The organism is Roseobacter litoralis Och 149 (assembly GCF_000154785.2).
Taxonomy (GTDB): domain Bacteria; phylum Pseudomonadota; class Alphaproteobacteria; order Rhodobacterales; family Rhodobacteraceae; genus Roseobacter; species Roseobacter litoralis.
On sequence record NC_015730.1, the window covers coordinates 3,089,791 to 3,115,567 of the forward strand.

Below are 25,777 nucleotides of genomic sequence, written 5' to 3' on the forward strand. Positions count from 1 at the left end.
GGTTATGTGGGTCAGAGCACGGCAGGCGGTGCGCGGCTCAGAAACCCGGTCTCAACGTCGCAGGCGCGCGCAGCATCAGGCCGCAGCATTTTAGCCTGCGTGCCGATGATCTCGGTTTGTGGGGTCAGTGTGGCAGGTGATGCAAGATCGCCGAACACCAAGATACAATCGGGGCAGATATGCGGCGCACCGGTGGGCGCGCCATCGGCATCCGTGTATACGGTGGTGGGGCCTGCACCCGTGCAAATCACCATCTGCCCTGTCGCCGCTGCAGCGCCGCGCGCCATCGCCATGCTGTGACCGGTGGCGATCAACAGCAGGCTTACCAATACGCCAAGAACAGGGGAGGACAAGGGTCGCAACATACAAGCAGTATACGACCCCGGAGGCGCTGGTTTCCAGCCCAAAAGCCAAAGGCTCCGACCTTTTCAGATCGGAGCCTTCGAAAATAATTTCAGGTCGCGCTTAGCTCAGTGCTTCTGCACCGTCGGATGCTTTGCCGATCGCTTTTTTCACTTTCAAGGCGTTGGCAGACAGGTCGCTGTCCTTGGCCTTTTCCATGAATTTATCCAACCCACCGCGGTGGTCCACGGTGCGCAGTGCCGCGGCAGAAATGCGGAACTTGAATGCGCGGCCCAGTGTTTCGGACTGCAGGGTCACATCATTCAGGTTCGGCAAGAAACGCCGACGTGTCTTGTTGTTGGCGTGGCTGACGTTGTTGCCAGTCATCGGGCCTTTTCCGGTCAATTCGCATACGCGCGACATGGGATCATCCTTTTTTTCGGGCCGCACCGGCGGTCCGGTCACGACAAAAGGGGCTGGCGTCACGCCGCGCCCCGGAATTTCGTTTGCTGGCTTTAGTGGGAATCGCACCTCCGGTCAACCCAAGCCGGACGCAAAATCATGACTTTGACCCATCACGACGATCCAGCCCTGCCAAAAAGGACTGCGCCGCCACAGATGGGGGCATCTCACCCGATGCAACCTTGTCGCCAAAGGACTTTAAAGCGGCGCGCGCCTGTGGTGTTTCCAACTGCCCAAGCAAGGCATTGCGCACGTCCTGTCCAAACCAATAGCGGGCCTGATCCGCGCGCGTGCGGTGCCAAAACCCTTGCGCGCGCCGCCAGGCGATCAGCGTTTCGATATCCTGCCAGACATCGGCCAGACCGTTTTCATGCAAAGCGGACACCATCACGGCCTTGGGGAACCCCTCCGGGTCCTGAGGCCGCTTGCGCAACAGCCGCAAAGCGCCCGCATAATCAGCACAGGTGCGCGTCGCCGCAGGCTTCAGATCGCCATCCGCCTTGTTGACCAGAATCATGTCAGCGATCTCCATGATCCCGCGCTTGACGCCCTGCAATTCGTCCCCGCCCGCCGGGGCCAGCAAGAGCAGAAACAGATCAGAGATTTCCGCGACGACGGTCTCGGATTGGCCAACGCCCACGGTTTCAATCAACACCACGTCAAACCCTGCCGCCTCACAAAGCGCCACCGCCTCACGCGAGCGGCGCGCAACACCGCCCAAATGCGTCTGACTGGGTGAGGGGCGGATGAACGCATTGGGCGCACGGGCCAGTCTGTCCATCCGGGTTTTATCGCCGAGAATCGATCCCCCCGAACGCGAGGATGACGGATCGACCGCCAAAACGGCCACCCGAAGGCCCTTTTCGACCAGCATCATGCCAAAGCTTTCGACAAAGGTGGATTTCCCGACGCCCGGCGTGCCCGACAGCCCGATGCGCAGGGCCTGCCGGTCTAAGGGCAGCAGTTGCAGTAATTCACTGGCCTGCACCCGATGATCCTCACGCGCGCTTTCGACCAATGTAATTGCCCGCGCCAAGGCGCGACGTTCGCCCTTGATGACACCTGCCGCAAGCTGCGCCGTCTCCATATGCCCTGCCCCTTTGTTCATTGACGTTTTTCCGGCAGTGCTTGGCAAATGTCCAGTGCTTGGCGCGCCTTCAACCATCGGCTATGAGGCCACATGTCATTTTCTTTGCCAATTGATGCGATTTTACCGGAGGTCATCAACGCCTTGCGCGATGACAAACGTGTGGTTCTGCAAGCCCCCCCCGGCGCGGGTAAAACCACGCGCGTGCCCTTGGCCATCCTGTCAGCGGGTTTGACCGATGGGCGCATTCTGATGCTGGAGCCCCGGCGGCTGGCTGCCCGCGCCGCAGCAGAACGCATGGCGCAAACACTGGGTGAACCCCTGGGGGGTCGTGTCGGGTATCGCATCAAGGGCCAGTCCAAGGTCAGCAAGGACACTAAGATCGAGGTTGTGACCGAAGGAATCCTGACGCGCATGCTTCAGAGCGACCCCGAATTGCCCGGCGTGGGCGCTGTGATATTTGATGAGTTCCACGAACGGTCACTGAACGCGGATCTGGGCCTTGCGTTGTGTCTGGAGGTCGCCGAGGCGCTGCGCGATGACCTGCTGCTGGTTGTGATGTCTGCCACGCTGGATGCAGCCCCGGTGGCGGACCTGATGGGCGCGCCGGTTCTCACATCGCAGGGGCGCAGCTATCCCGTGATTGAACACTGGCTGCCCCGACCGATTGGCAAAACCCAAAGGCTGGAAGCGGCCACTGCCGATCTCATCCTGAACGCACTCAAAACGGAAGAGGGCAGCGTGCTTGCCTTTCTCCCCGGCGAGGGGGAAATCAGGCGCACGCTTGCGTTGCTCAAAAACCAAATCCCGAAAGACACGTCGCTCCAGCCGCTTTTTGGCGCGATGGATTTCAAAGACCAGCGCGCCGCCATCGCGCCTTGCAAAGACGGGCGCAAGGTCGTCCTTGCCACCTCAATCGCCGAAACCTCGCTGACCATCGAAGGGATACGCGTGGTTGTCGATGCGGGCATGTCGCGGCGTGCTGTTTTCGACCCCGCGTCAGGAATGGCCAGACTGGTGACGACAAAAGTATCCAAGGCCGAAGCACACCAACGTGCCGGACGTGCTGGTCGCATGGCCCCCGGTGCCTGCTATAAGCTCTGGACCAAAGGCGAAGATGGCGCATTGGCAGCATTCCCGCCACCAGAAATCGACGTCGGCGATTTGACCGCCTTCGCCCTCGAAGTGGCACTTTGGGGCAGTTCTGCTGACACGCTGCGGTTTGTCTCACCGCCGCATAAGGGGCGGTTGGCCGAAGCCCATGCGGTGTTGGCCATGTTGAACGCATTGGATGACAGGGAGCGGATCACAGCGCACGGTCGCGCTCTGGCGCAAGTGCCGCTGCATCCCCGGCTGGCCCATATGGTGGCCTTGGGGGGACAAAACGCCCCACTGCTGGCGGCCTTATTGGCAGAGCGTGACGTTTTGCGCGGCGCGTCCTGCGATCTCACTTTGCGGTTTGACGCTGTGCGCGACCCTGCCGCCTTTCAACGTGCACATGCCTTTGAACCGCACCGCCCGACCGTTCAGCGCATCCAGCAGGAAGCCAAAAGGCTCGCCCGAAACACACGCGGCACAGGCCCGGAAAACATCGCCCTGCTGGCGGCACTGGCCTATCCGGATCGCATCGGTTTGCGCCGGGCGGGAGATGCTCCGCGATATATCCTCGCTGGCGGCAAAGGCGCGCGCCTGCCCGATGCAGACCCCATGGCGCAGGCGCGACTGATTATTGCAACCGATCTGGACGGTGACCCACGCGAGGCGCGCATCAGGCAGGCCGCCACCCTGTCCGAGCAAAACCTGCGCGAGGTCTTTACAGATCAGATTGCATGGCATGACGTTTGTCAGTGGTCACGCCGCGAGAACCGTGTTGAAGCACGTCAGCAGGAAAGGTTCGGCGCACTTGTGCTGGACAACCGGGTATGGCGCGACGCACCTGCGCAGGACATCGCAATTGCAATGCTGGAGGGGGTTCGCCAATTGGGCCTACTGCCCACCAAAGCCGCAGAACGGCTCATGGCACGCGCCGCGCTGATGCGCCGTGCGCATGCAGATTTTCCGGACCTGAGCGAAACGCAACTGATGGATACCCTTGAAACATGGCTGCTGCCGCATCTGACGGGCGTCAAAACGGCCAGCGACTGGCGCCGCTTTGACATCACCTCAGCGCTGCAGGCACATCTGGGCTGGGACCGGATGCAAGCATTGGATCGCGCCGTACCTGCCCATTTCCTCACGCCGCTTGGCCGCAAAATTGCGATCGACTACGACGGACACCAGCCTTGCATCGCGGTCCGGCTACAGGAACTCTTTGGCGTCACACAACACCCCACGGTCGCCGGAACACCGGTTCAGATCACGCTGCTTTCGCCCGCCCAACGCCCCGTACAGGTCACCGAAGACCTGCCGGGCTTTTGGGCCTCGTCCTACGCGGACGTGCGCAAAGACATGCGGGGCCAGTACCCCAAACATCCCTGGCCCGAAGACCCAACGGCGGCGGACCCGACACTCCGGGCCAAACCGCGCCGCCGGTGAAACACTAGACAGCCAGACACCAGCGCATGATGGCTTTTTGCGCGTGCAACCTGTTTTCAGCTTCATCAAAGATCACGGACTGCGGCCCGTCCATCACCTCTGATGTGGCCTCATCGTCGCGATGCGCAGGCAGGCAATGCATGAAAAGCGCTTCCGGCTTGGCGTGCGACATCAATGCCGCATCCACCCGATAGGGCCGCAACTGGTTGTGGCGACGTTCGCGCGCCGATTGCGCGTCATGCATGGAGACCCACGTGTCCGTGACCACCAGATCGGCCCCCTCGACCGCCTTGGCCGGGTCACGCTCCACAGCAACATTCACCCCTTTGGAACGAGCCAGATCGATAAACTCTGGCTCCGGGTCCAGCGTTGGCGGGCCGGTAAAGGTCAGATCAAAGCCGAACTGCCCAGCCGCGTGCAAAAACGACGAGCAAACGTTGTTGCCATCCCCCGACCAGACCACCTTTTTTCCAGCGATCGGGCCGCGATGCTCTTCAAACGTCAGGATATCGGCCATGATCTGACAAGGATGCGTGCGGTCAGTCAGACCGTTGATCACCGGGACGGTCGCAAACTCTGCCATCTCGGTCAGCACCGCCTCATCAAAGGTGCGGATCATGATGAGGTCAACATAGCGGCTCAGCACGCGGGCAGTATCGGCGATGGTCTCACCATGGCCCAGTTGCATGTCAGAGCCGGACAAGACCATTGTCTGCCCCCCCATCTGCCGCACCCCAACATCAAAGGACACACGCGTTCGGGTCGACGGCTTTTCGAAGATCAGCGCCACCATATGATCTTTCAGCGGTTGCGTGTCATCCGGCGCGCCACGGGGGCGTCCAAGCCGCGCGTTTTTCATGGTTGCTGCCTGATCAATGATCCCACGCAAATCGGCAGGGTCGGTCAGGTGAATATCTAGAAAATGGTTCATTGTATCTTACTCTGTTCAAGGACGGCGATCTTCGCGCCGCCCAAACTATGGGTTACGTACTCAGGCTGCTTGAATACTGCGCGCCGCAGCGCCAAGCCGCGCGACGGCATCCGAGATCTCATCGTCTGAAATCGTGAGCGGTGGCAGCAAGCGCACCACATTGTCAGCCGCCGGAACGGTCAGGATCAATTCGTTATAGCCCGCCGCGACAACGTCCGTGTTTGCCGCACGGCATTTGATACCCAGCATCAAGCCAGAGCCACGCACGCTTTCAAAGACCTCGGGATGCTCTGCAACAAGACCCTCAAGCCGCTGGCGCATCAAGGCCCCCTTGCGGGCCACATCCGCGAGAAACGCAGGATCAGCAACGTGATCCAGAACCGCGCAGCCAACCGCGCAACCGAGCGGATTGCCGCCATAGGTCGATCCATGCGTGCCCAGCGTCATGCCGCAGGCGGCCTCTTCGGTGGCCAGCACGGCCCCGATGGGAAACCCGCCCCCGATGCCTTTGGCAACCATCATGATGTCCGGTGTCACCCCAGCCCATTCATGCGCAAAAAGCCTGCCCGTGCGCGCCACGCCGCATTGTACTTCGTCAAAGATCAGCAGCACGCCATGCGTATCACACAGATCGCGCAAGCCCTTTAGGCATTGATCCGGCACCGGGCGAATGCCGCCCTCCCCCTGAATGGGTTCGATGATTACGGCCGCTGTGGTGTCGTCAAAAGCCGCCGTCAGCGCGTCGTGATCGCCGAACTCCAAATGCGTGAACCCGGGCAAAAGTGGGCCAAACCCTTTGGTCATTTTCTCAGACCCCGCCGCCGCGATACCAGCCGCAGAGCGCCCGTGAAATGACCCCGAAAACGCCAGTATCTGCGATTTTTCCGGCTTGCCTTTGTCGTTCCAGTATTTGCGCGCCATCTTGACGGCCAACTCGCAGGCTTCGGTGCCCGAGTTGGTGAAAAAGACCGTATCGGCAAAGGTCAGATCGGTAAGCTTGTCGGCGAGGTTTTGCTGCTGCGGGATCTGATAGAGGTTCGAGGTATGCCATAGCGCCTCTGCCTGATCCGTCAGAGCCTTAACCAGCTTTGGATGCGCATGCCCCAGAGCCGTGACCGCAATCCCCGCCGCCAGATCAAGAAAGCGTCGCCCATCTGCCTCAATCAACCAGGAGCCTTCACCTTTTACAAAGCTCAGGGGGGCACGGGCATAGGTCGGCAGTATAGTGGGGATCATCGGATCATCCTCAGGTAGGGGTCGCAGGCCAGAACGCAGAACGTGCATGAGCCGGAGACACAGGTCAATAATGTTTACAGATTTTCAGTTGGTTCAGTGACCGCAAAGACATGCGGTCTTTCGGGTTTCGGCTTCAGCCGGTGCGTCGAGCCTGTCGTCGCATGAGGGGTTTTCTGGACATCAACATGCACCCGGTTTAGGACAAGGCTGCCGATTTGCAAAGCAGAATTTATCCGCCGGTGGCGATTCCTACCGATAATAAAGCGGTTTAAGCTTGCTCAAAGGGCGTTCGCGGCTTGTATCTCCGCGTCTAGTCTTTAGAATAAGAAGCTACGCTGACATAGTGGCGGTCCTGATCAACGGGCCGCCTTTTGAATTGAGGAATGCTGATGTCCTGGACAGACGAACGGGTTGAACTGCTCAAAAAGATGTGGGGCGAAGGCCAATCCGCAAGTCAGATCGCCAAGGAGCTCGGCGGTGTGACCCGTAATGCCGTCATTGGCAAGGTGCACCGGCTGGGCCTGTCGAACCGTGCCACGACCAGCACAAAGACCGAGACCAAGGCCAAAGCGGCACCGAAAGCGGACACCAAGCCCAAACCGACCCCCAAGCCGGCGGAGCCCGCTGCGAAAGCGGCCCCCGAACCCGCAGCACCCAAACCATTGCCTGCGCGCAAACAGATTATCCCGGCCGGGCAGCCTCTGCCGCCGCAGCCATCCGCAAATGAGATCAGCCCGGAAGCCCTCGCCAAGGTCTCGGCCATCGAGAAAAAAGCCAAACGGCTGACGCTGATGGAACTGACCGAACGGACCTGCAAATGGCCCGTGGGCGACCCTGCGACGGACGACTTCTGGTTTTGCGGTCTGACGGTGCAACAGGGCAAACCCTATTGCGAGGCACATGTCGGCGTTGCGTTTCAGCCTATGTCATCCCGCCGGGACCGCCGCCGCTGATCCTTGCCTGACCGGTTCGCCATCGCGGCCCTTTTGAAATATCACAAACACAAAGGTGAGTTGCGCGTGGCTTTGGGTCAGGTATGACCCTGTCGTACTCAAAAAGCGAAAAGACTGCCATGGTGACCACCAAAACCCAAATTCGCGCTGCCGATGCGGTCGCACAACGCCTTTACCGGGCAGGCTGCCGTTATGCATTTGGCATGCCCGGCGGGGAAGTCCTGACGCTGGTTGACGCTTTGGAGACGGCGGGCATCACCTTTATCCTCGCCAAGCATGAAAATGCAGCCGCCTTCATGGCCGAAGGCGCATATCACCAGACCGGCGCACCAGGTATTTTGGTGGCAACGGTTGGTCCCGGTGCTTTGAACGGTGTGAACGCGGTTGCGAATGCACATCAGGACCGCGTGCCGCTGATCGTTCTGGCGGGCGCCGTGGACGCAGACGAGGCGCAGAGCTACACGCATCAGGTTCTGGATCAGCAGGCTGTCTTTCGCCCGATCACCAAAGCCAGCTTTACGCTTGTGCAAGGTGCGGCGCACATCATCGCCGACAAGGCTGTAGCCATCGCAACAGAGGGTCGCCCCGGACCGGTGCATATTGATGTGCCGATTTCTGTCGCCGACAGCCTTGTGCCCGCCAAAGCGCCACCAGACCGGCAGCCTGCCGCGTCAACGGCCCCTGCGGGGAGCGACCTGACACAGGCGCGCGATTGGCTGACGTCCGCCCGACGCCCGATCATTGTCGCAGGTGTTGATGCGATGAATGAGGGCTGCGGCGCTGCGCTCGTGCAATTTGCTGAAACCTTCGGTGTCCCGGTGATCACAACGTATAAGGCAAAAGGGATCATCCCCGAAGATCACCCGCTGGCGCTTGGCGGCGCAGGCCTGTCACCGCTTGCGGATACGCACCTTTTGCCTCTGCTGAACGCCGCAGACCTGATCCTATGCCTGGGCTATGACCCGATCGAAATGCGCACCGGCTGGCGTGACGTCTGGACACCACAGACGCAGAACATCATCGACATCACCGCCGCGCCAAACCATCACTACATGCATCAGGCCAGCCTGAACATCATCGCAGATTGCGGGGCAACCCTTGAGGCCCTTTCAGACGGGATCACGTCGGCAAACACATGGCCAGATCACGCCCCTGAGGCTACAAAAACAGCGTTGGCAGCGGCTTTCCCGACGGGTGATGACTGGGGCCCGGCCGCCGTCATTGACACCTGTCGCGCCATCTTGCCCCGGAACACCATTGCCACGGCGGACAGCGGTGCGCATCGCATCCTGCTCAGCCAGATGTGGCAGTGCTACACGCCGCGCGGCCTGATCCAATCCTCGGCACTGTGCACAATGGGATGTGCGGTGCCGCTGGCCATGGGGGCATCACTGGCCACACAGGACACGCCTGTTGTCTCCTTTTCTGGAGATGCCGGATTCCTGATGGTCGCCGGGGAATTGTCGACCGCAGCGGAACTCGGTCTGCGCACAATCTTTGTGGTTTTCGTAGACGCCTCCCTCGCGCTGATCGAACTCAAGCAACGCGCCCGCCAACTGACAAACCACGGTGTGGACTTCGCAGAGCACGATTTCGCCGCCATCGGACGTGCCTTTGGGGGCGTCGGGGTCACAGTGCACAACCGTACAGAAATGCGCGACGCACTGGAAACAGCACTGGCGGCGGACAAGTTTACCGTGATCGCTGCAAAAATCGAACGGGGGTCTTATGACGGACGAATCTAAGACGAAAGGCGCACTGGATGGTCTTGTCGTACTTGACCTGAGCCGAATCCTCGCGGGGCCGACGGCCACACAGCTGCTGGGTGATCTGGGCGCCACGGTCCTGAAAGTCGAAAACCCGAAAACGGGCGGCGACGACACAAGGGGGTGGGGGCCGAACTATGCGCTCAATAATGACGGGTCACGCACCGATCTTTCTGCCTACTTCATGGCCGCCAACCGCAACAAACAGTCGGTCAGCATCGATCTGTCGACCGAGGATGGACAGAAAACCGTTCAAAAGCTGGCGGCGCGCGCGGATGTCGTCATCGAGAATTACAAACCCGGCGGGTTGGAAAAATACGGCTTGGATCACGCCGCACTCTGTGCCGCGCATCCGGCGTTGGTCTATTGCTCAATCTCGGGCTTCGGGCACACGGGACCCAACAGGGATCAACCGGGTTACGACCTCATGGCACAGGGCTATGGCGGCATAATGTCATTGACCGGTGAGCCAGAGGGGCAGCCGATGAAAGTTGGCGTTGGGATCGCGGATGTCATGTGCGGCATGTACGCCACCATCGGCATATTGGCAGCATTGCGCCACCGCGATGCCACCGGCGAGGGGCAGCACATTGATCTGTCGCTTGTAGATGCGCAGATGGCGTGGCTTATCAATGAGGGCACCAATTACCTCACTTCAGGCAAACTGCCCGTGCGGCGCGGCAATGCACACCCCAACATTGTGCCCTATGAGGCTTTTGGTTGTTCAGACGGGCATGTTTTGGTCGCAGTGGGAAATGACGCGCAGTTTGCACGTTTTTGCGATGTGCTGGGGTGCCCGGAGATGGCCGCCGATACGCGCTTTACCACGAACCTCGCGCGGATTGAGAACCGCGACGTGCTGATCCCGCTGATTGCCGAACGGCTTTCTGGCATCACCAAAGCCGACGTGATCGCGCGCCTGCACGCGGTCAAAGTGCCCGTGGGTCCGATCAACACAGTGGCTGAGGCGCTTCATTCTGATCAGGCGAAAGCGCGCGGTGTTGTACAGGAAATGGCAGCACCGGGGGTGCAAGGTGGCACTGTCCAGCTATTGGGTAATCCACTGAAACTATCCCGCACGCCGGTGCGATATGACCGCCCGCCCCCCCGCTTTGGTCAGGACACCGAAACAGTGCTGCGTGATTTCGGTCTGTCCGATGACAAGAGCTGATTAATTCAATCATCCTATGCGCAGTTTTCCGCTGAAATCACGTTACTTTCTGAGGATAACTGTGAAACATTCATCGTTTTTCCACACAGTCCTTCACGTTGACGTGTAACTTCTGCACGAGCGCTTCGCACACTGTCGTTTTTCGATAAACAGAAAACAACAGGTGTAAAAAGGTGTGTTTTCAATGAATTTCGATATTTGTCAAAGTCCGGTGTCCTTATCAACGGCAAAAGCGGTGGAGGACTGGAACGGCATGATCCGAGCTTTTCTGGCGCATGGGACAGCAACGCCTCAGTGTTTGGGCGCGGTCCTGACGGCAGAACCGAATTTTGCGATGGGCCACGCCGCCCGGGGGCTTTTTTCGCTGATGATGGGGCGGCGCGAACTGGTTCAGACCGCTAAGGAGGCTCTGCTTGCCGCTCGTGCATCTGATGCTGCAAATCCGCGAGAGCGTGCATGGATTGACGCGCTGGACGCGTGGCTGGCGGATAGACCGTCCGACGCGGTTGCTGCGATGGAACGCACATTGCAGGCCTATCCTGCAGACACGCTGTCGGCGAAGGTCAGCCATGGGATCAGGTTCATTCTGGGGGATGCGCAGGGCATGCGACGCTCCATTGAGCGGGTGTTGCCAGCACATGACAAAGATCACCCGCTGCGGGGCTTTGCATTGGGCTGTCATGCCTTCACGCTGGAAGAAACCGGCGAATATGACAACGCCGAGCAAGCGGGTCGCTCGGGGCTTGAACTGACGCCCGATGACGCTTGGGGCTTACATGCGGTTGCACATGTTTTTGACATGACCGCGCGCCCGGATCTCGGCATCGACTTGATCGAAAACAACACCGCTGCTTGGGATCACTGTAACAATTTCAGATATCACGTGTGGTGGCACAAGGCGCTGTTGCATATGGATCGTGGTGAACTTGACGTCGCATTGGGCCTATATGATGCGCAGATCAGGTCGGATAAAACCGATGATTACCGCGACATATCGAATGCAACCTCGCTGTTGTTGCGCCTTGAGCTGGAAGGCATGGAAGTTGGGCCGCGGTGGGCCGAACTGGCCGATATCGCAGAACGGCGCACCGACGACGGCTGTGTCGTCTTTGCCGATCTGCACTATATGCTGGCCTTGGCAGGGGCTTCGCGACCGGATGCTCAGCGCGCGATGACAGCGCGTTTTGCACGTGACGCCAAATCTAGCGGCGAGATGCCCGCGCGCTATGCCGACCCCGGCGTTGCCGCCGCCTCAGGGCTGAATGCTTTCGCCGAAGGGCGCTATGATGCTGCTTTCAGCGATCTGGCCTCTGCGCGTCCAAACATGCAGTCCATTGGCGGCAGCCATGCACAACGCGATGTTTTCGAGCGCTTGACCATTGATGCAGGGCTGCGTGCCGGACGTTATGAGCAAACTGAAGACATCTTGCATGCCCGCCTCAAGCAGCGGGCCGGGCAAGCCGACAGGTTTACCAAGACGCGTATGGCATCCATCGCCGAAGCCCGGCGGATCCCTGCCCAATAGCAGCGGCACCCTGATGACAAATCTCAACCGACGACATAAAGACCCGCCATGACACTTGCCGATCCCTCACGACTCCCTCTGACGCGTGGCGAGACGCCTGCGCAGAAAACCGCGCAGGCCGGTCAGCGCATCCGTGACCCACGCCTCGACTTCTTTCGCGGCATAGTCATGTTCATCATTCTGATTGCGCATACCCCCGGAAACTGGCTGACCTTGTGGATTCCCGCGCGCTTTGGTTTTTCCGATGCCACTGAAGTCTTTGTCTTTTGTTCGGGAATGGCCTCTGCCATCGCATTTGGTGCCGTGTTTCGCGATCAGGGGCTGTTGATGGGGGCTGCGCGTGTCGCGTTCCGATGCTGGCAAGTCTATTGGGCACATATCGCGCTGTTTTTCGCCATCGCGGGCACGATGGTATTTTTGAACAGCACGGAACTTTTTCAGCGCGACTATGTTGGGCAACTGAACCTCTACCCGTTTTTCAATCGGCCGGAGGAAAATTTGCTGGGGCTTTTGACGCTGACCTATGTGCCGAATTACTTTGATATCCTGCCAATGTATCTCGTGGTGCTTGCGATGATGCCGCTGGTCGTTGCTTGCCACCGCGCGCATCCCGCTCTGGCGGCCGCGCTGATTGTCGGTGTTTGGCTCGGGGCGCAGATTGATGTTCTCGCCCTCCCGGCTGAGCCATGGTCAGAGCGGCACTGGTTCTTTAATCCCTTCGGATGGCAGTTGGTGTTTTTCACCGGCTTTGCCTTCATGGCAGGCTGGATACCACCGCCCCCGCGCCACAAACTGTTGGTGATCGTGGCCGGGGTGATTGTTCTCGTGATCATTCCGCTGGCCTATTTCCGCATTACCCGGCAACTGCCCGAAGTGCGCGAGTGGCGCAAGGAATACAACGTCCTGATCAACAAATCGGACTTCGGTGTTCTGCGCTACGTGCATTTTCTGGCCCTTGCCTATCTGTGCTGGATCGCCGTGGGCGAAGCAGGTCGTCGCATTCTGCCCCCCCAGACCGGCGGCTTGCTGGCCGAAGGGTGGCGCCGCATCCTTGCCGTCATCATGAAAGTGGGGCAGCAGTCACTGGCCGTTTTCATCACCTCCATGTTCACCGCGCGGCTGCTTGGCGTGGCGCTGGACACGTTGGGGCGCAACTCTCTGTTTAATCAGATCATTGTCAATCTGGCGGGTTTTACCGTCCTGATTGGCGTCGCCTATGGGGTTGGATGGTTTAAATCGCAACCCTGGCGAAAAAAGGCGGTGCGGTAATGTTACGTCGTGAACTTCTCAAATCTCTGGTGGCTGTGGCTGCCCTGCGCCCGACCGTTCTGGCAGCGCAGGAACCCGGGCTGCAATCGGGCGCACCAACGGCCTTCGATGCGCAAAAGGTCAGAATGCGCGCCAAGGCGCTGGCGGAAAAACCCTATGCGCCGCGCCCGCTGATCCCGGAAAGCTGGCGCAACCTGAGCTATGATCAATACCGTAAAATCTGGTTTGACGGGCGCAATGCGCTTTGGGAAAACACAGACGGCCCGCAGCGCGTAGATGTGTTTCCACCCGGTCTCTATTTTCCGCAGCCGGTTGAGATCAACGTCGTCGAGAATGGCAGCGCGCGACCGCTGAAATTTGACATGGGTGTGTTTGACAGCACGGATAAATTTCCTGATGTCGAGATAGATGAAACCTTGGGGTATTCCGGCCTGCGACTGCGCGCGGAACTCGAAGAGCCCGGTATTTTTCAGGAATACGCGGTTTTTCAGGGTGCCAGCTATTTTCGCGGCATCGGTACGGGCGAGACATACGGTCTCTCCGCGCGGGGGCTGGCGTTGAAAACCGCCGATCCTGAGGGCGAAGAATTTCCCGATTTCACCGCCTTTTGGCTCGAAACGCCGCAGCCCGGTGCGCCTGATGTGGTGTTGCACGCGCTGCTCGATGGTCCCAGCTGCACCGGGGCTTACCGGTTCGTCATCACCCATGGCAAGACGCTGACCATGCAGGTCGAGGCCGAGATTTTCGCCCGCGAGACGCTGACCCACATTGGTATCGCGCCTCTGACATCCATGTTTTTGTTTGATGCCACGATGCGCGAGCGGTTTTCCGACTTTCGCCCGGCCGTGCATGACAGCGATGGTTTGATGATCCATAATGGTGCAGGCGAAACCATCTGGCGCCCGCTTGCCAATCCCAAGAACCTGCAGATCAGTGCTTTTACCGACGATGACCCCCGTGGCTTTGGCCTGATGCAACGGGCGCGGGCCTTCCGCGACTTTGCCGATCTCGAAGCGCTTTACCACAACCGCCCCGCCCTTTGGGTCACACCGGGCGAGGGATGGGGACCGGGGGCGGTCACGCTTGTTGAAATCCCCGCTGATCTGGAAATCTACGACAACATCGTGTCTTATTGGCGCCCCGCAACCCCTGTGCCTGCGGGCGAAAGCCACCAGATGTCCTATCGTCTGGACTGGGCCGACGATCCTGCCCCCCGGACAGGCATGCCGCTGCGCGTCAGCGACACGGCGATGGGCGCGCGCCCGGAGGGCGGAATTGTCGTCGCTATTGATTTCGAAGGCCGCGAAGATGTGCCCGACGACCTGAGCCAGCTTGATATTGTCTTGCGCAGCAGCACCGGTGAGCTGTCACAAGGGCTTGTGCAACGCAATCCGGAGACCGGCGGACCCCGCCTTGCCTTCACCTTCCACCCGCAAGAGGCGGATTTGGTCGAGTTCCGCGCCCAGTTGCGCTTGCAGGATGCGCCCCTCTCCGAAATCTGGCTTTACCGCTGGACGCGCGCATGAGCGAAAACGCCAAATCAGCGTTTATGGCGATGCCCCGGCGCGCGCCGCTGGAGATGCTTGCGCAGGACTTTGACCAGCACCCGGTCAACAGTGCGCCCAAGCAGGATCGCCCTGAGACATCCCTTTACTGGCGTCTTGCGCTTTTCGTGCCCGCATTGGTCGGGACCGTGCTCTTGATGCGCGGCATCTACGGGTGGTTTTCGGAAACGGGCATGGCGGGCCTTGAGTGGTTTCTGCTCAGCCTGATCGGTCTCACCTTTATCTGGGTCAGCCTCTCGGTCAGCACAATCGGCATCGCCCTTGCCGGCCTGTTGGCGCGGGCCACTGATGCGCAATGCGCCAAAGGGCACGCAGCGCCAATGGATGTCGCCTTGCTGATGCCGATCTACAACGAAGCGACCAGCGATGTTTTCGGCAACGCGGCGGCCATGCTCGATGATCTGGCCCGCCAGAAAGCCCACCACCGGTACACGTTATTCATCCTGTCCGACACGCGCGATGCGGCAACCGCTGCACGAGAAGAGCGCGCCTACAGCTTGCTGCAAGTCTCCGCCCCTGCGGGCATGGGTGTCTTTTACCGCCGCCGGGCCGAAAACACCGATAAGAAAGTCGGCAATCTGGTGGATTGGATCACCGGTTGGGGTGCGGCGCATGACGCCATGGTTGTGTTGGACGCGGATAGTCTGATGACGGGGCAGGCCATCGACCGCCTCGCCTATGAACTCAGCGCAGACCCGCAGGCCGCGCTGATCCAGACATGCCCGGTTCTGATCGGGGCGGAGACGCTGTTTGCGCGCCTCCAGCAGTTTTCAAACATCGCCTATGGATGGCTCATGTCCGAAGGGCTGGCAAACTGGGCCAGAGGCGAAGGCAATTACTGGGGTCACAACGCGATCATTCGCACCCGGGCTTTTGCGGCATGCGCCGGGTTGCCGAGGCTCTCTCGCAGAGGGGGGCGATCAGATCTGATCTTCAGTCATGACTTTGTCGAAGCGGGCCTTTTGCGGCGCGCAGGCTGGCGCGTACGTTTCATGCCACGCCTGACCGGCAGCTTCGAAGAAACACCAGGCACGCTGATCGATTATGTACTGCGCGATCAACGCTGGTGTCGGGGCAACCTGCAACACCTGCGTCTACTGGGTACTGCCGGGCTGCATCCTGTCTCGCGGTTTCACCTGCTGCATGGTGCGGTCAGCTATTTGCTGTCGCCCGCGTGGTTCGTGTTGCTCATCGTTTGGTCTTTGCTGGGCAAGGACCGCGATACCAATGTGATCAGCTATTTCAATGAGGCCAATCCGCTGTTTCCCGACTGGCCACCCGCCATGAGCCACATCGATTCTGCGGTCTTTCTTATGATCATGTATGCCATGCTGCTGATGCCCAAATTGGTCGGCGCGGGCATTATCGCCGCACATCCCAAAGCCACGCGTCTTTATGGCGGGCGCCGTGCCTTTTTGTCCGCCTTTGGGGTCGAAGTGTTCTTGTCCATTGCCTATGCCCCGATCCTGATGATCCAGCAAACGCGCGCTGTCGTGCGGACGGCCATTGGCCGCGAGATGACATGGGCAGCACAGAACCGCACGGCGGTGGCCTATCCTCTTAAGGACCTGTTGCGCTTTCACTGGGTGGAAACCGGCGTTGGTATTGTTCTGACAATGGGTCTTGTGTCGGGTCTGGTGTCGTTGTGGCTGATCCCGATTGCAGCCAGCCTGCTGTTGGCCGTGCCACTGTCTGCTGCCAGTGCCTTGCCCGTTGCACGCTATCTGCCAGGGCCCTTGCGCATGCAAAGCCCGCTGACGCTGCGCGAACCGGGTATCGTACAGAATGCCCGGCGCAAAAGGCGACAGCTCTTGACCATTCTTGACCGACCACATCAAGCGGCCGAATAGCGTTATCGGAAGGCGACGACCGGCAAGCCACGGTTCAGCCAGCCCGGACCCGCACCTGATCCCAGCATCCCCTCTGGCACATCAATGATGCGCGTAAAGCCTGCGGCGGCGAGTTGTTTGGACATATGGCGCGATCTGACACCGCGTGCGCAGATCAATGCGACAGGACGCGATTTGTCCCCTTGTGTCGCAACAAGCAGCGCTTCTACAAAATCCGGACGGCGCATATCTATGGGAACCGCGCCTTCACCGATACCGGTATGCGCCCATTCTTCGGGTCGCCTGATATCAATGAGCACGACGTCCCCGCTGCGTGCTGCCTCATGAACATCCGGAGGGCTTAGCGCGGCTTCGCCGTTTTCAGCGAGGATGTTGAACCACTGCGCAGCAACGGCTCCGCCCGTGGCCACCCCCGCGACGGCAACAACGAGCAATCCCCGCCGCGACATGCGCAACGGGGATTTTTGGCTTTGTTCGATCGGATCAGGTTGCCGCATCAGTTCACGGGAGCGGCACTGCTGAACTGCGGGATCACTCGGTCGGAGGCGGCCGCCGGCTCAAGGCTCACCCAGTTGTTTTCGGACAGGGTCAGGTTACCGGGAATATCCTCTTCCCAGAAGCCCACAACGTTTTCCGTGATGTTGAGATACAATTTACCATCAAGAATGCGCCACAATTCCGGGTTTCCGGGGACTTTGCCGCCCTTGGCAACACCATAGGCGCAATGCCCGTCATATTGCGGCGCAAAGGCTGCGGGGTCCGCGTCAAAGCGCGCTTTGTTCGCCTCGCTGGAAAACGCGAATGTCGCACCGTTATAGGTCGATGTGATGTTTTTGTTCCCCGGCACAGCGGCGGGTTGATCCTGACCAACAGGCGCCTGATCAAGGTCGAAATAGGCAACAACATCATATCCGGAAACGGCAAAGCCTGTCGGGTCGACATATTGATCGCCCGCAAAAGCGGATGTGGCAAGGGTTATGGCAGTTGCCGCAACGGCGATCATCTTAAGTGGGAAACGCATCGGAATACTCCAGTCTGGCATTTTTCATCAACGGGCGCTTTTGCACCGCTGTCAACTGGTTTAGCTGCTTGCACCGCACAGGTGCACCCCTTTGGCCCTCGCCTCTCAGGCTTGTGAAAAATGGCCGGTTCGCGTGATCGTTTCGTGAGAATTCGCGCCCTGCAGGGGTGAATTATTTCAATTTGGGTGGGTTTTCAGGATCCGAACCGGGCGGTGGGCGCATTTGTGTTACGGAGTGTTGCAACTGAGGCAGATCAAACCGCAGGCCGACACGCTCCATTCTGGCGGCCACGGGATCAGAGCTCAGGAAAAAGGCGACATCCATCGCCCCTGCTTCGATGCCCGAAAAGGTCAACGCTTCGGCGGCTGCACTGGCAAGCGCCCCTTCAGCCTGCGGCAGCGCATCGACAAACCCCAGCATATGACTATTCCGCCCGCCCGCAAAACGGACACCGACAAGATAGGCGCAAGACGCAAGCCCCATGGCGGTGGCCAGTTTTGTATCCAGCGCCTTGATCAACGTCTCCGGCAGGCCTTTGGGGGGCGAAAGCTCTGCGACCTTTTCCTCAACCTCATCCGGTGCGTTCCCCAGTGTCTGGTGCAACCAGTCCACCGCCGCATCCGCCAATAGAATTGACGACGGGGCCACGTCCAGATTGACACCCAGCCCAATCCCCTGCCCCGCCAGCATCCCGGCAATGGTCCGACCGGACACCGCAATATAGGGGGTCACCTGCCCGGCAAAACTGGCCAGACGCTCTTCGCGGTCGAACACCAGCACATATTTCACGCCCTCCAGTTCAAATATTTCCGGCGAGACCGCGTCATCTGCGGCGTTGAGGTCTTCGGCCAGCATCAGGAACAGCTCACTCTCTGCCAGTCTTTCGTAGAACCCCAAGCGCGCCTGATCGTTTTCCTCATCCGCAATCATCAGGGCATGGGCCTTATCCAGAGGGGTCAGATCTGTCATGCAGAACATCCTTTAAACGCGATCGCAGACGAGGCTGCACCTCTTCTTCGAACCATGGGTTTTTCTTGAGCCATCCCGTATTGCGCCAGCTTGGGTGCGGCAAGACAAAGATGTCCTCATCTCGATCTTTCCAGCTGTGCACGGCCTGCGTGAGCGACGACTTAAGGCCCAGATGGTATTTCATTGCATAGCTGCCAACAATCAGAGTGAGCCCTATGTGCGGCAGGGCAGCAGTCACTTTGTCATGCCATGTCTGCGCGCAAATCGGGGGCGGCGGCAGATCACTGCCGGACGCCGAATAGCCCGGAAAACAGAACGCCATCGGCACGATAGCCACCTGCGCACGGTCATAAAATACCTGCTCTGACACACCCATCCAGCTGCGCAACCGCTCCCCTGAAGGGTCAGAAAAAGGTTTACCGGACTTATGAACCCGCATCCCCGGCGCCTGCCCTGCAATCAGCACCCGCGCCTGCGGCTCAAACCATGCAACGGGGCGCGGTTCATGTGCCGTCGCGGTGGCCGCGAAGCGCTCAGCGCACAAACGGCAGTCTCTGATCTGATCCTGAAGCATCACCACTTGCGTACTTTATCGGCGCGCAGGGTGAAGGCAACCCGGTGCAACCGGAGCTGTCCAACACACCGTATCGCAATCCGCGCACGGTCGTCTCAAATTGGCGTTTAATCTTGCGTTTTGGGGGTAACAGACCGCGATCACCCCCTGATCGGACAAGAACAGTGGCCCCAAGGCAGGACCGCTGAACATGCCGGGGTGAGGATGCTGGCGTTCAACGACATACCAGAATCTTTTTGGACGGGCACACAACGCAAGGTATAGACACGCGCGCAGGTCGGCGCGGCTTTGAAAACACGGAACACGCCTTCTTGATCTTTACCGGAAACTACTTGATGGTCTGTCTCACAGCTTGAATTCTCAGAGAACAGGTAACTTCTTGACATGACACATGTTCCCGTCGGCGATCTTGTGATCGGTAACGACCGCCCCCTGACCGTGATTGCAGGCCCCTGCCAATTGGAAAGCCAAGACCACGCCCAAATGATCGCGGGCCGGATGAAAGAAGCCTGCGACAAGGCAGGTGCGCAGTATGTGTTCAAAGCCTCATTCGACAAGGCAAACCGGACATCCTTGGCAGGCGTACGCGGCCCCGGCATTGATGAGGGCCTCAAGATTTTGCAGTCGGTGGGACAGGCGATTGGTGTGCCGGTCCTGACCGATGTGCATAACGAGGGGCAATGCGCGCCCGCCGCCCAAGCAGTTGATATTCTGCAAATCCCCGCATTTCTGTGCCGTCAGACGGATATGCTGCTCGCTGCGGGTGAAACCGGCGCGGCGGTCAACGTCAAAAAGGGGCAGTTCCTGGCGCCATGGGAGATGTCGAACATCACGACCAAGATTGAAAGCACGGGCAACAGGAAAATTCTTCTGACCGAGCGTGGCACGTCTTTTGGTTACAATACACTTGTCGCGGACATGCGCGCCCTGCCACAGATGGCGCAAACCGGCTATCCGGTTGTGATGGATGCCACACATTCGGTTCAGCAACCGGGTGGAAAGGGTGGATCATCGGGCGGTCAGCGCGAATTTGCACCCGTGATGGCGCGCGCGGCGGTCGCCATCGGTGTCGCTGCGGTATTTATTGAAACCCATGAAAACCCGGACGCGTCGCCCTCGGATGGGCCCAATATGATATACCTCGACCAAATGCCGGACCTGATCGACACGCTGATGCAATTCGACGCTCTGGCAAAGGCAAACCCGCTGAGGATCTAGTCGAACAGCTTGCGCAGCAACTCGTCTTTGACTTTGTCCTTTATCGCATCTTCCGTGGATTTTCCGTCCTCATCTTTAATACCAAGTCGCTCTGAAACCTCGCTTTTTGCGCGATCCTCGAGCTCTCTGCGCTCTTTATCGAGGTTAAGGTCAAGCGCGGCTTCAAGGTCCGGTTTGATCGAGACATCTGACCACGGCCCTTGGAACCGCACCGGAATGGCCAGCCCATTCCCGGAATTGGCACGCAAGGCAACCGGGGTCACCTTATAGTTGAGATCGCGTTTACCCAACCCCACCTGTCCTTCACCCGAAGCGCTGTAGTTTTTTAACTGCAACAAGAGGTCACGATTGCGCAGAACCCCTTCTGAGATGTTCCATGTGGCCGAGAGATCGTCAAAAATCGTGGTGCCACTGGACGCGCCACCGCGCAGCAGTTGATCAAGGTTGATCCCTTCGATCGTGCCGCGCGCGATGTTCAGACTGCCGTCACCCGACAGCGAATTCATAATGCTGTGAACAGATGGACCCGTTCCCAGAAAGGAAACTTGCAAATCGCCCTGCCCGGTCAGGCGGTCGAATTCAACCGCATCGCTCAACAGCGGCTGCATCTGAATACCGGCCACATTCATCCTGCCACCCACAGACAAACCACTTCGATTATTGACGACAAGTTCACCGGTGATTTGTCCGCCGTAGGCTTTAACCTGACGCAACTCAAACACCATCCGCGACGTATCATTTCGTAAAACGGTTTGCGTCGCCCCAAGTTTGAACTGCCCCAAGTCGATACTGTCCGCGCTCAAAGCGACGTCCCCGTTGAAGGAGGCCAGCGCCGAGGCATCAATCGGTGATTTTGACCACCCTTCGGACGTGGTTTCTGCGCCACCCTGCCCGCCTGAGGATCCTGACGTGCGCGGCGCAGACTGCGCAGGCGTCAAATCCAGATCACCTGCCGCCAGCTGCACATTTACAGTCGGGATGCCGTTCAATGAGATATCGGCCGCGCCGCTCAGCCGATTGCCATGCAGATCAAGCGCCAGACCACGCAGCGCCAACTGCCGGTCCGGGGTCAATGTGATATCAGCAGCCACGTCGATCTGCTGGCCGAGCTTGGGGGGCAATGCGACGCCAGGCAACCCAAGTGCAGCTAAAAACGCCTCGGTATTGTCCGTCTTGAACGCAAATGCGCCCGCAACGGCCCCGGCTGTGCTGGCACGCCCATTCAATGACATTTGCCCCGCAGGCGCTGCCACCGTAACCTTAACCCCGCGCGTCTCGCCCGTGATGAAGTCGCCAAAGCCCTCAATTTCTGCATCAATACTGACCGGCACGTTTGCCGGACGGACCGTTGCGGAGATTTCGGCGGGGCCCGCCGGGTCCGGCCAGTCGAGCGCCAGATCAACACCGGCCAAAGTCACGAGATCGCTGCCCTCGGCATCATAGATCAAGGTCGCGTCCGTGACACTCAGGCGTTCAATACTGATCGAGCGGCTTTCCGCCGCCACAGTCTCAGATTGGTCCGTTTTGGCCTCTGTCGTTGTTTTGATCTGCGCGCTGTCTTCGGCATTGGTGAATTCCCAGCTTGCGCGTCCGTCAAGGCGCTGCTCAAGTCGGATTGTGGGGCTATGCGCTTCGACGTTGGTTATTCTGATGTCACCGCGCAGCAGCGCCATGACGTCAATACCAATCGCTGCATTCGCCGCCTGAAGCATTGGCCCTTGATCGGCCCAGCCTGCGTTGCTGACCTCAAGATCATCGGCACTGACGCCAAGCACCGGCCAGAAGGTCAGCGCCACATCACCATTTATTGCGACATCCCGGCCTGTGGCCACGGACAGCTGCTCCGTCGCGATGCGCGCCAGACGATCCGCCGGCAAAAAAAACACCGTCACGACCAGCAAAACGACAAGGGCAAAAATCAGCCCGAAAAAACGAAAAACCCATTTCATCACGCACACTCCCGCGCCAACGCAAGGCCTTTCAAGCCTCTTGCAACTACAGTATAGCGCAGATCATGAGCACCAACCCACCAAATCTGCGCCCTGATCTTGCGCCCAAAGCCCGGCTGACGCAACCGGACCGTCCCGGCCAGCCGACAATCGGCATGGTCAGCCTCGGCTGCCCCAAAGCACTTGTTGACAGTGAACGTATTTTGACGCGATTGCGCGCAGAAGGCTATGGCATATCACCGGATTATGATGGGGCGGATGCGGTCATCGTGAATACCTGCGGATTTCTGGACAGCGCCAAGGCAGAATCGCTCTCGGCCATCGGGGAAGCGCTGAACGAGAACGGCCGCGTGATCGTGACGGGCTGTCTGGGCGCTGAACCCGAATACATCACCGGGGCGCACCCAAAGGTGCTGGCAGTGACCGGCCCGCAACAGTACGAACAGGTGCTGGATGCGGTGCACGCCGCCGTGCCGCCCAGTCCCGATCCCTTTGTCGATCTGTTGCCTGCGTCGGCGGTCAGCCTGACACCGCGGCATTTCAGCTATCTGAAGATTTCCGAGGGCTGCAATCACAAGTGCAAATTCTGCATCATCCCCGACATGCGCGGGCGTCTGGCCAGCCGTCCGGCCCATGCGGTGATGCGGGAAGCGGAAAAGCTGGTCGAAAGCGGCGTCAAGGAACTGCTGGTCATCAGTCAGGACACATCGGCCTATGGCGTGGACATCAAACACGCCGAGGAGCGCGGGCATCGCGCTCATATCACGGATCTTGCACGCGACCTTGGATCACTGGGGGCATGGGTTCGGCTGCACTACGTCTACCCCTACCCGCATGTGCGCCAGTTGATCCCACTGATGGCGCAGGGCTTGGTGCTGCCCTATCTGGACATCCCCTTTCAGCACGCCCATCCGGATGTGTTGCGCCGCATGGCACGCCCTGCCGCTGCTGCAAAAACGCTGGATGAAATCGCGGCATGGCGTTCGATCTGTCCGGACCTGACGCTGCGCTCGACCTTTATTGTCGGCTATCCCGGCGAAACGGAGGAAGAGTTTCAGACCCTTCTGGACTGGCTGGACGAAGCGCAGCTCGACCGCGTCGGCTGCTTTCAATACGAAAACGTTGCCGGGGCAAGGTCCAACGCCTTGCCTGATCATGTGCCCGAGGACGTCAAGCAGGACCGCTGGAACCGCTTCATGGCCAAGTCGCAGGACATCTCCGAAGCGAAGCTCGCCGCAAAGGTCGCTCAGCGCTTGGAGGTGATTGTGGACGAGGTGGACACTGATGCTGCGACCTGCCGCACCAAGGCGGATGCGCCGGAAATTGACGGCAACCTGTTCATTGATGACGGCCATGATGGGTTGAAACCGGGCGATATCGTCACGGTTGAGGTCGATGAGGCGGGAGAATACGATCTTTGGGGCCGCATTGTACCGCCGACCTGAGTTGGTGCTTTGCCTTTGACAAGCGGGCGCTACCTTTTGAGCGCACAGCAAGGAGAACCCAAGCCATGTCCGACACCCCCAAAATCGCCCAGACGGCCCCCTACCCAGTCGAAGTCACCGCCGGTAAATCATATTTCTGGTGCACCTGTGGCCAGTCGTCCAAACAGCCATTTTGTGACGGCTCGCACAAAGACACGAGCTTTGCGCCGATGAAATACGAGGCGGAAGAGGATCGTAAGGTGTTCTTTTGCGGCTGCAAAGCCACGCGCAACGCCCCAATGTGTGATGGTTCGCACAGCAAGCTGTGATTGCTCTTACTGCCCCGATCAAAGTAACCTGCGGTGAATTGTCCGCCGCTTTGGTCAAACCAGCTAACGCGACTATATCTGGATCATGACCGAGAATAACGACACCAAAACGGCCGTTCTTTATAATGCGTCCTGCCCCGTGTGCAGCTATGAAATCAACCACTATGCGCAGTATAGCCAGAACAAGGCGTTACCGATTGCCTTCGATGACCTCAATGACAGCGACAAGCTGGCCGCGTGGGACATTGATCCGGATACCGCCGCCCGCAAGCTTCACGTGATGAAAGACGGTGAGGTTTTCGCGGGCATCCCTGCGTTCATCGTTCTGTGGCAGGACATGCCACGATACCGCTGGCTGGCGCGGCTGGTTGGGCTGCCCGGCGTGCATTGGCTGGCCTGTGTTGTTTATGACTATGTGCTCGCCCCGCTGATTTACCGCTGGTACATGCGGCGGCTCAGGCGCGGGACGGCATGATCACAGACCGGCAGCGACCCGACGGACAGTTTCAATCCGCTGCCCATTGGGCGGATGCGTGCCGAGAAACTTGTCGCCCGGATCGGGTATGCGCGTGAAAAACTCAGCACCCCGCACCGGATCGTATCCTGCGCGTGAGGCAATGATGGTGCCCAAAGCGTCGGCCTCCAACTCAAAATCCTTTGAATAGGTGCGTGCGCCCACTTGTGCCCCGCGTTGCTGTGCAACTTCCACGGCGGTGGCATCCCCACCTCGCAAGATAGTCAGGGCGCCTGCGATCACCGCACGTGCCACGGCATTTCGCTGCTGCCGTCCAAGATGGTCCGCAATATGGTGGGCCGCTTCATGGCCCATAATAAAGGCTAGTTCATCCTGATTGCGCGCATCGGCAATCAACTGAAGCGTAAATGCGATGATCGGGCGACCTGATTGATCAATGGTCTGAAAGGCATTGGGCGGTTGATCTGGTCGTTCGTCGACAAGTATTTTGAAATTACAGTTCACCCGCGACGTCCGGGCCCGGCACTCGCGCTCGGCAATAGGTTCAAGAGTTTCGACGACACTGCTGAAATTACGTTTCATTTCGAGTGTCGGAAAGGGCGATATGTTGCTTAGCACCTCTGTGGACAGCGCAGAAGGGATGGGCTGGGTTGACACGGAACAACCCGCCAAAACCACGGCCATGACGGCGAAAACACCAGATTTGCGCATAGGATTGAAACCCTTTTTCACGGCACCAAACCGTATTGGGACAGTAGCATTGTCCACGTTGACGACCAGCCCCCTTACACAGACTTGTGAGACTTGCAAAACCTGCATCAACACGTAGTCTGATCTCATGTTTACCATTGAGCATGAATTTGATGCGACCGTCGTGACGCTTGTTGATGAAGGAACCGCCCCCTTGCAGGAAGACGTCACTGTCCACGCGACAGAAAGCGTCATCCTCCTCAACCAATATGATGCGCGCACCGATCAAATCGTGTCGGTCCGCTTGTCGCCAGAACAATGGCGGGATCTGACGGCAGCGCTTAATCTTCCCGAAGGTGTCTACAAAGCTACCTGAATCGTGACATGCCGTTGACCCCGCGTTGGAAAACAGCGACGTTGCCGTGATCCATGAAA

The 25,777-nt window shown here is 59.2% G+C and carries 24 protein-coding genes; 13 read left to right on the forward strand and 11 right to left on the reverse strand.

Features of this window, described 5'->3' with window-relative positions:
- Positions 1 to 11: 11 nt before the first annotated feature.
- From RLO149_RS14740 to meaB, 3 genes are all read right to left on the reverse strand, one after another.
- Positions 12 to 353, reverse strand: a complete 342-nt coding sequence (locus RLO149_RS14740) for a hypothetical protein (protein WP_245538066.1) — start codon at positions 351 to 353, stop codon at positions 12 to 14.
- A 112-nt stretch (positions 354 to 465) separates the two neighbouring features.
- The gene (rpmB, locus tag RLO149_RS14745; RefSeq protein ID WP_013962898.1) at positions 466 to 765 is read right to left on the reverse strand and encodes a 50S ribosomal protein L28; all 300 of its coding nucleotides are present in this window, start codon (positions 763 to 765) and stop codon (positions 466 to 468) included.
- 136 nt (positions 766 to 901) lie between these two features.
- Positions 902 to 1,891: a methylmalonyl Co-A mutase-associated GTPase MeaB gene (meaB, locus tag RLO149_RS14750; protein ID WP_013962899.1), complete on the reverse strand. Its 990-nt coding sequence runs from the start codon at positions 1,889 to 1,891 to the stop codon at positions 902 to 904.
- A 93-nt stretch (positions 1,892 to 1,984) separates the two neighbouring features.
- On the opposite strand from meaB, the gene hrpB reads away from it, so the two are divergent.
- Complete coding sequence (gene hrpB / locus RLO149_RS14755; protein WP_013962900.1) at positions 1,985 to 4,426, forward strand: ATP-dependent helicase HrpB; 2,442 nt, start codon at positions 1,985 to 1,987, stop codon at positions 4,424 to 4,426.
- 4 nt (positions 4,427 to 4,430) lie between these two features.
- On the opposite strand, the gene argF is transcribed toward hrpB, so the two are convergent.
- Together argF and RLO149_RS14765 are read right to left on the reverse strand one after the other, a co-directional pair.
- Positions 4,431 to 5,357: an ornithine carbamoyltransferase gene (argF, locus tag RLO149_RS14760; protein ID WP_013962901.1), complete on the reverse strand. Its 927-nt coding sequence runs from the start codon at positions 5,355 to 5,357 to the stop codon at positions 4,431 to 4,433.
- 60 nt (positions 5,358 to 5,417) lie between these two features.
- Positions 5,418 to 6,593, reverse strand: a complete 1,176-nt coding sequence (locus RLO149_RS14765) for an aspartate aminotransferase family protein (RefSeq protein WP_013962902.1) — start codon at positions 6,591 to 6,593, stop codon at positions 5,418 to 5,420.
- 389 nt (positions 6,594 to 6,982) lie between these two features.
- On the opposite strand from RLO149_RS14765, the gene RLO149_RS14770 reads away from it, so the two are divergent.
- The 7 genes from RLO149_RS14770 to mdoH all read left to right on the forward strand — a co-directional run bounded on the left by RLO149_RS14770 (position 6,983) and on the right by mdoH (position 16,692).
- Complete coding sequence (locus RLO149_RS14770; protein WP_013962903.1) at positions 6,983 to 7,546, forward strand: GcrA family cell cycle regulator; 564 nt, start codon at positions 6,983 to 6,985, stop codon at positions 7,544 to 7,546.
- A gap of 119 nt (positions 7,547 to 7,665) precedes the next feature.
- On the forward strand, positions 7,666 to 9,291 hold the full coding sequence (locus RLO149_RS14775; RefSeq protein ID WP_044025370.1) for a thiamine pyrophosphate-binding protein: 1,626 nt from the start codon (positions 7,666 to 7,668) through the stop codon (positions 9,289 to 9,291).
- A complete protein-coding gene (locus RLO149_RS14780; protein ID WP_013962905.1) occupies positions 9,275 to 10,483 on the forward strand; it encodes a CaiB/BaiF CoA transferase family protein in 1,209 nt (402 codons plus the stop codon). Before RLO149_RS14775 ends, RLO149_RS14780 begins: the two co-directional genes overlap by 17 nt.
- A gap of 184 nt (positions 10,484 to 10,667) precedes the next feature.
- The gene (locus RLO149_RS14785) at positions 10,668 to 12,008 is read left to right on the forward strand and encodes a tetratricopeptide repeat protein (RefSeq protein ID WP_044025371.1); all 1,341 of its coding nucleotides are present in this window, start codon (positions 10,668 to 10,670) and stop codon (positions 12,006 to 12,008) included.
- Between the two features lie 48 nt (positions 12,009 to 12,056).
- Positions 12,057 to 13,277, forward strand: a complete 1,221-nt coding sequence (locus RLO149_RS14790) for an OpgC family protein (protein ID WP_013962907.1) — start codon at positions 12,057 to 12,059, stop codon at positions 13,275 to 13,277.
- A complete protein-coding gene (locus RLO149_RS14795; protein WP_013962908.1) occupies positions 13,277 to 14,803 on the forward strand; it encodes an OpgD/OpgG family glucan biosynthesis protein in 1,527 nt (508 codons plus the stop codon). The genes RLO149_RS14790 and RLO149_RS14795 overlap by 1 nt, the downstream gene beginning before the upstream one ends.
- Positions 14,800 to 16,692, forward strand: coding sequence for a glucans biosynthesis glucosyltransferase MdoH (gene mdoH, locus RLO149_RS14800; protein WP_013962909.1), 1,893 nt, complete (start codon positions 14,800 to 14,802; stop codon positions 16,690 to 16,692). Before RLO149_RS14795 ends, mdoH begins: the two co-directional genes overlap by 4 nt.
- A gap of 2 nt (positions 16,693 to 16,694) precedes the next feature.
- Here the strand turns inward: mdoH and RLO149_RS14805 are convergent, their stop codons facing one another.
- The 4 genes from RLO149_RS14805 to RLO149_RS14820 all read right to left on the reverse strand — a co-directional run bounded on the left by RLO149_RS14805 (position 16,695) and on the right by RLO149_RS14820 (position 19,257).
- The gene (locus RLO149_RS14805; RefSeq protein WP_013962910.1) at positions 16,695 to 17,189 is read right to left on the reverse strand and encodes a rhodanese-like domain-containing protein; all 495 of its coding nucleotides are present in this window, start codon (positions 17,187 to 17,189) and stop codon (positions 16,695 to 16,697) included.
- Positions 17,189 to 17,713 carry a YHS domain-containing (seleno)protein gene (locus tag RLO149_RS14810; protein ID WP_013962911.1) on the reverse strand — a complete coding sequence of 175 codons (525 nt, stop codon included), beginning with the start codon at positions 17,711 to 17,713 and terminating at the stop codon, positions 17,189 to 17,191. The genes RLO149_RS14805 and RLO149_RS14810 overlap by 1 nt, the downstream gene beginning before the upstream one ends.
- Before the next feature lie 172 nt (positions 17,714 to 17,885).
- Positions 17,886 to 18,683 (reverse strand): SseB family protein, encoded by a 798-nt coding sequence (locus RLO149_RS14815; RefSeq protein ID WP_013962912.1) that lies wholly within the window; start codon positions 18,681 to 18,683, stop codon positions 17,886 to 17,888.
- Positions 18,658 to 19,257 (reverse strand): uracil-DNA glycosylase family protein, encoded by a 600-nt coding sequence (locus RLO149_RS14820; RefSeq protein ID WP_013962913.1) that lies wholly within the window; start codon positions 19,255 to 19,257, stop codon positions 18,658 to 18,660. Before RLO149_RS14820 ends, RLO149_RS14815 begins: the two co-directional genes overlap by 26 nt.
- A 384-nt stretch (positions 19,258 to 19,641) precedes the next feature.
- Between RLO149_RS14820 and kdsA the strand changes: the two genes are divergently transcribed.
- Complete coding sequence (kdsA, locus tag RLO149_RS14825) at positions 19,642 to 20,475, forward strand: 3-deoxy-8-phosphooctulonate synthase (protein WP_013962914.1); 834 nt, start codon at positions 19,642 to 19,644, stop codon at positions 20,473 to 20,475.
- Here the strand turns inward: kdsA and RLO149_RS14830 are convergent.
- Entirely contained in the window at positions 20,472 to 22,424 is a 1,953-nt protein-coding gene (locus RLO149_RS14830; protein ID WP_013962915.1) for an AsmA family protein, read from the reverse strand. The two genes, kdsA and RLO149_RS14830, sit on opposite strands and share 4 nt — an antisense overlap.
- 65 nt (positions 22,425 to 22,489) lie before the next feature.
- Between RLO149_RS14830 and rimO the strand changes: the two genes are divergently transcribed.
- The 3 genes from rimO (at position 22,490) to RLO149_RS14845 (ending at position 24,652) form a co-directional block, all read left to right on the forward strand.
- Positions 22,490 to 23,869 carry a 30S ribosomal protein S12 methylthiotransferase RimO gene (gene rimO, locus RLO149_RS14835; protein WP_013962916.1) on the forward strand — a complete coding sequence of 460 codons (1,380 nt, stop codon included), beginning with the start codon at positions 22,490 to 22,492 and terminating at the stop codon, positions 23,867 to 23,869.
- A gap of 65 nt (positions 23,870 to 23,934) precedes the next feature.
- Positions 23,935 to 24,177, forward strand: a complete 243-nt coding sequence (locus RLO149_RS14840; RefSeq protein ID WP_013962917.1) for a CDGSH iron-sulfur domain-containing protein — start codon at positions 23,935 to 23,937, stop codon at positions 24,175 to 24,177.
- Between the two features lie 85 nt (positions 24,178 to 24,262).
- A complete protein-coding gene (locus RLO149_RS14845) occupies positions 24,263 to 24,652 on the forward strand; it encodes a thiol-disulfide oxidoreductase DCC family protein (protein WP_013962918.1) in 390 nt (129 codons plus the stop codon).
- On the opposite strand, the gene RLO149_RS14850 is transcribed toward RLO149_RS14845, so the two are convergent.
- Positions 24,653 to 25,363: a M48 family metallopeptidase gene (locus RLO149_RS14850; protein WP_013962919.1), complete on the reverse strand. Its 711-nt coding sequence runs from the start codon at positions 25,361 to 25,363 to the stop codon at positions 24,653 to 24,655.
- 127 nt (positions 25,364 to 25,490) lie between these two features.
- On the opposite strand from RLO149_RS14850, the gene RLO149_RS14855 reads away from it, so the two are divergent.
- Positions 25,491 to 25,718 (forward strand): hypothetical protein, encoded by a 228-nt coding sequence (locus tag RLO149_RS14855; protein ID WP_013962920.1) that lies wholly within the window; start codon positions 25,491 to 25,493, stop codon positions 25,716 to 25,718.
- The last annotated feature ends 59 nt before the right edge of the window (positions 25,719 to 25,777 follow it).

Excerpts from the sequence above, each read along its gene's own strand:
- rpmB (WP_013962898.1), bottom strand. The coding sequence starts at position 765 with ATGTCGCGCGTATGCGAATTGACCGGAAAAGGCCCGATGACTGGCAAC.
- meaB (WP_013962899.1), bottom strand. The coding sequence starts at position 1,891 with ATGGAGACGGCGCAGCTTGCGGCAGGTGTCATCAAGGGCGAACGTCGC.
- hrpB (WP_013962900.1), top strand. The coding sequence starts at position 1,985 with ATGTCATTTTCTTTGCCAATTGATGCGATTTTACCGGAGGTCATCAAC.
- argF (WP_013962901.1), bottom strand. The coding sequence starts at position 5,357 with ATGAACCATTTTCTAGATATTCACCTGACCGACCCTGCCGATTTGCGT.
- RLO149_RS14765 (WP_013962902.1), bottom strand. The coding sequence starts at position 6,593 with ATGATCCCCACTATACTGCCGACCTATGCCCGTGCCCCCCTGAGCTTT.
- RLO149_RS14770 (WP_013962903.1), top strand. The coding sequence starts at position 6,983 with ATGTCCTGGACAGACGAACGGGTTGAACTGCTCAAAAAGATGTGGGGC.
- RLO149_RS14775 (WP_044025370.1), top strand. The coding sequence starts at position 7,666 with ATGGTGACCACCAAAACCCAAATTCGCGCTGCCGATGCGGTCGCACAA.
- RLO149_RS14780 (WP_013962905.1), top strand. The coding sequence starts at position 9,275 with ATGACGGACGAATCTAAGACGAAAGGCGCACTGGATGGTCTTGTCGTA.
- RLO149_RS14785 (WP_044025371.1), top strand. The coding sequence starts at position 10,668 with ATGAATTTCGATATTTGTCAAAGTCCGGTGTCCTTATCAACGGCAAAA.
- RLO149_RS14790 (WP_013962907.1), top strand. The coding sequence starts at position 12,057 with ATGACACTTGCCGATCCCTCACGACTCCCTCTGACGCGTGGCGAGACG.
- RLO149_RS14795 (WP_013962908.1), top strand. The coding sequence starts at position 13,277 with ATGTTACGTCGTGAACTTCTCAAATCTCTGGTGGCTGTGGCTGCCCTG.
- mdoH (WP_013962909.1), top strand. The coding sequence starts at position 14,800 with ATGAGCGAAAACGCCAAATCAGCGTTTATGGCGATGCCCCGGCGCGCG.
- RLO149_RS14805 (WP_013962910.1), bottom strand. The coding sequence starts at position 17,189 with ATGCGGCAACCTGATCCGATCGAACAAAGCCAAAAATCCCCGTTGCGC.
- RLO149_RS14810 (WP_013962911.1), bottom strand. The coding sequence starts at position 17,713 with ATGCGTTTCCCACTTAAGATGATCGCCGTTGCGGCAACTGCCATAACC.
- RLO149_RS14815 (WP_013962912.1), bottom strand. The coding sequence starts at position 18,683 with ATGACAGATCTGACCCCTCTGGATAAGGCCCATGCCCTGATGATTGCG.
- RLO149_RS14820 (WP_013962913.1), bottom strand. The coding sequence starts at position 19,257 with ATGCTTCAGGATCAGATCAGAGACTGCCGTTTGTGCGCTGAGCGCTTC.
- kdsA (WP_013962914.1), top strand. The coding sequence starts at position 19,642 with ATGACACATGTTCCCGTCGGCGATCTTGTGATCGGTAACGACCGCCCC.
- RLO149_RS14830 (WP_013962915.1), bottom strand. The coding sequence starts at position 22,424 with ATGAAATGGGTTTTTCGTTTTTTCGGGCTGATTTTTGCCCTTGTCGTT.
- rimO (WP_013962916.1), top strand. The coding sequence starts at position 22,490 with ATGAGCACCAACCCACCAAATCTGCGCCCTGATCTTGCGCCCAAAGCC.
- RLO149_RS14840 (WP_013962917.1), top strand. The coding sequence starts at position 23,935 with ATGTCCGACACCCCCAAAATCGCCCAGACGGCCCCCTACCCAGTCGAA.
- RLO149_RS14845 (WP_013962918.1), top strand. The coding sequence starts at position 24,263 with ATGACCGAGAATAACGACACCAAAACGGCCGTTCTTTATAATGCGTCC.
- RLO149_RS14850 (WP_013962919.1), bottom strand. The coding sequence starts at position 25,363 with ATGCGCAAATCTGGTGTTTTCGCCGTCATGGCCGTGGTTTTGGCGGGT.
- RLO149_RS14855 (WP_013962920.1), top strand. The coding sequence starts at position 25,491 with ATGTTTACCATTGAGCATGAATTTGATGCGACCGTCGTGACGCTTGTT.